Genomic DNA, 3,248 nt, shown 5'->3' with positions numbered 1-3,248 from the left:
GTCCATGCCTGCGTGCATGCCGGCATCGGGCTTGGCATCTTTCCGGACTACAGCGTCGCCGACGACATTGCCAAGGGGCGGCTGGTGCAGGTGTTCGCCAACTGGACCTTGCCCGCCGGCGGCATCCATGCCGTCTTTCCGCCGGCGCGCTTCAGGCCGGCAAAGGTGCGTGCCTTCGTCGATATTCTGGCGGCGGCGGAAAAAAGGCGGTCACGCGGCTCCGGCTCTTGAGAAGCAGACGTCGTCATTTCGTTTGATGGCAAGCCGCATCGAGCGAATAGGTCGCCTTGGCGGCCATCAAAAGAAACCGCCGCCTGTTCTCGCCAATTCGTGTTCTTCTACTAGAGAATCAGAGTTGACGATGATTGCCTTTATCACGCAACTTCAGTCGCAATTTCACAGGTCATTTCCAGCATTCTGATGTAGGGAGGGATACTATGAAACGCAGTAATGCCCTTGCACTAAGGTTATTCGCGACAAGGGCAAAGCTCTTGGACGCGATCGAAAGCGAACAAGAGGCGCGAGCCAGACGCCACCAGGAAAGAGTAATGGCCTTCGAAGCGAGGGCGTCAACGGCAATTTCCAGCGGAAAGGCAGCGCTGGTCGTCCCTTTGATGCTTTTGGCAAACGGTGATTCCTGGTTCAATTATCCATTGGTCGACAATGGCCCTCTTTGCCGAGACACGGACATCATCGTCAAACTTGGCAAGATAGGGAGGCCGAAGCCGTTCATCCTGTCGGTCGCACATTGGGGGGATACGTCGGTCGATGAGCTGGCGCTCCCGAAACAGAAACGCATGAAGGAACAATTGCAAAACAAAGCGAACTGGGGAGCCCGAGGAAAGCCGGATGCGATCCTGATCTCCGCCGGAGGCAACGACATAGCCGGCGATCAATTCTGCATATTCATCAATGATGTGCAGGCGGGAAGGCCGCTGAACAGGGCACGTCTTCAAGAAGCGCTGGGCATGATCGAAGCTTCCTACCAGGAGCTTTTCGACTTTCGCAACAAATACGCCCATGGTGTCCCGATCTACGGGCATTGTTACGACTTTGCCGTTCCGGACGGCAGCTCTCCCCCATTTCCCGGTGTCGGGCCCTGGCTCAAACCGAGTTTTGACTTCAGCGGGCAAACCAGTATGGCTGCAAACAAGCAGGCTGTGGCCGACGCATTGAAACTTCTCAAGACACTGTTGACCAAATTGGCGAGCAAGGCCTCGAACAGATTTCATTTGATCGATACGCAGGGAACAATCACGCGCCCAAGCGAGTGGGCCAACGAACTTCACCCGACCGAGGCTACCTTCGAAAAATTCGCCGATGTCTTTCGAAGGCGCCTCGCCGCTGACTTCCCTGGCAGAATCTAGTCAGGAGCGCCGGCTCCCGATCTGGCAATGCCGCTCAGGGAACTTTTGTCCGGCTGGCGATTTTGGATGTATGCTGGGAATTCCAACGGCCAGAAGGGTTTGCCGATGACGACGAAACGCCTTGCGATCTGCGCCCTCGTTTTCGCTGGAGTCTGTGGCATCTCCGCCTCGGCCTTCGCGGGAAGCCGCGACCATCGGGCCGAATCCGAGCGCTACGTTCCCGCGCATCGCGATATCATCGACATTCTGTTCGCGGGCCCGCACTACTATGACCAGCAATTGTTCACGACGGCGGCCGGAGCCTGCTCGTACCACCAGGTCGGCCCTGACGCGAATGCGCTGAACAAGATCAACGACCACCATTGTGGCAAGTAGGCGGAACGCTCAGCGCCCACCGCCCTCCTTCATCGTCTCGATGATCTCCGCCATCAGCGCCAGGTCGCGGCGCGAGTCCGCGAGGTCGGTCAGCGGCCTGGTGCCGTTGGTGATGTGGCGGTGGAAGGTTTCGAGCTCGTTGCAGAAGGCGTCGCCATAGAGCGGGCCGAACGCCTTCGTCACCGGGCCGAGCGGGCCGGCTTCCGTCACTTCCAGCCGCGTCGGCAGGCTGCGGATATAGGGCGTGTCATAGATGATGCGGACCCGCTTGGTGTTCGAGCGCACCTCGATCATGGCGTCGAACAGGCCGAGCTCGTCGACGACGGCGTCATAGAGGCAGGCGAAGTGGCCGTAGTCGAAGGTCACGCTGGTGTTGGCGCCGCCATTGGCGCGGTGCGCCGCCACCACCCGGACCGGCTCGCCGAGCAGTCCGCGCATCGCCGAGATGTGGTGCGAGGAGAGCGCCGTCAGCCCGCGATAGGCGCGCACGAGGTCGGCGGACGCATCGGCCCCCACCACCTCGCGGATCAGCGCCTCGCGCTCCCTGGCGCCGCGCGCCAGGATCGCCGGATCGATGTCGGTGGGGTAGAGTGTGTTCTGGCTCTTCTTCAGGAAATGCCGGCCTTCCGAGATGAGGTCGAAGATGCGCACATGGGTGATGTCGGCGTGGGTGGGCAATTCCTCGCGCGCCGCCAGATAGGCCGGCGCGTAGCGCCGCATGTAGCCGACGAAGATGGTCCTGGCGTAATCCTTGCTCAGCGCCAGCAGTTCGTCGATCTCGCGCACCGTCAGGCAGGCGGGCTTTTCCAAAAGAATGTGCTTGTCGGCCTTTATCGCGGCACATGCCGCGACTCCGGGCGAAGAGCGGCGGAGCAGAATTCTGCTCAGTAGCAACACTTCGAAGTTACGGCATGGATTCCAGGGTCTTCGCGACGTCGCTTCGCTCCTGCTTCGCCCTGGAATGACGAAGGGACGTGTCTGCTCGGCGGCTCCATATTTGCGAGCGCCGCGCTGCTTGGGCTCAGCCTTGTCTTGCCTCCCTGGCGCCGGTCTGTCCTCCGGCGCCGTTCTTCGTCTCCTCGTCCTGCACCATGGCCAGCGCCGTGCCGGGCTCGCCCTCCCATAGGATCAGGCTGGCCGCGCCGACCAGGCCCGCCCGGTCGCCGAGTTCGGCCGGCACGATCGGCACGTCGCGGTAGGCCTGCATGGCGCGCTCCTCGACCGTCGCCCTGATCCCCGGCGCCAAAAGGTCGAAGCCATTGGAAAGGCCGCCGCCCATCACGATCAGGTCCGGCGAATAGAGATGCAGGAGATTGGTGAAGCCGATGCCGAGCCATCTGGCTTCCGCCTCAACCAGCTGGCGGGCGGTCGCGTCGCCCGTCCGCGCGGCCTCGACGACATGGCGAGCTGAGATGTCGCCGTCCTTGGCAAGGCGCCGGAGCAGCGATCCGTCGCCGGGCGCTGTCAGCCGTGTCGCCCGGCGCCCGAGCGCGGTTCCCGAGCTGT

General features: G+C 61.9%; 5 protein-coding genes. 3 read left to right on the top strand and 2 right to left on the bottom strand.

Translation table 11 applies throughout. From position 1 onward, the window contains the following. The 3 genes from EN781_RS29260 to EN781_RS29250 all read left to right on the top strand — a co-directional run. Positions 1-231: LysR substrate-binding domain-containing protein (locus tag EN781_RS29260; RefSeq protein ID WP_245492681.1), on the top strand; the 231-nt coding region annotated here is incomplete at its 5' end. A gap of 260 nt (positions 232-491) precedes the next feature. Further along, complete coding sequence (locus EN781_RS29255; RefSeq protein ID WP_127400580.1) at positions 492-1,367, top strand: SGNH/GDSL hydrolase family protein; 876 nt, start codon at positions 492-494, stop codon at positions 1,365-1,367. A gap of 105 nt (positions 1,368-1,472) precedes the next feature. Then, the gene (locus tag EN781_RS29250) at positions 1,473-1,742 is read left to right on the top strand and encodes a hypothetical protein (RefSeq protein ID WP_126056137.1); all 270 of its coding nucleotides are present in this window, start codon (positions 1,473-1,475) and stop codon (positions 1,740-1,742) included. Between the two features lie 9 nt (positions 1,743-1,751). On the opposite strand, the gene EN781_RS29245 is transcribed toward EN781_RS29250, so the two are convergent. Continuing rightward, the gene (locus EN781_RS29245; RefSeq protein WP_348628240.1) at positions 1,752-2,639 is read right to left on the bottom strand and encodes a Gfo/Idh/MocA family oxidoreductase; all 888 of its coding nucleotides are present in this window, start codon (positions 2,637-2,639) and stop codon (positions 1,752-1,754) included. A gap of 124 nt (positions 2,640-2,763) precedes the next feature. Beyond that, positions 2,764-3,248: ROK family protein (locus tag EN781_RS29240; RefSeq protein ID WP_127400579.1), on the bottom strand; the 485-nt coding region annotated here is incomplete at its 5' end.

This window comes from Mesorhizobium sp. M4A.F.Ca.ET.090.04.2.1 (genome assembly GCF_003999085.1).
Lineage (GTDB): Bacteria > Pseudomonadota > Alphaproteobacteria > Rhizobiales > Rhizobiaceae > Mesorhizobium.
The sequence above is the reverse complement of the archived record's forward strand: the minus strand, read 5'-3'. Positions and strand labels throughout refer to the sequence as shown.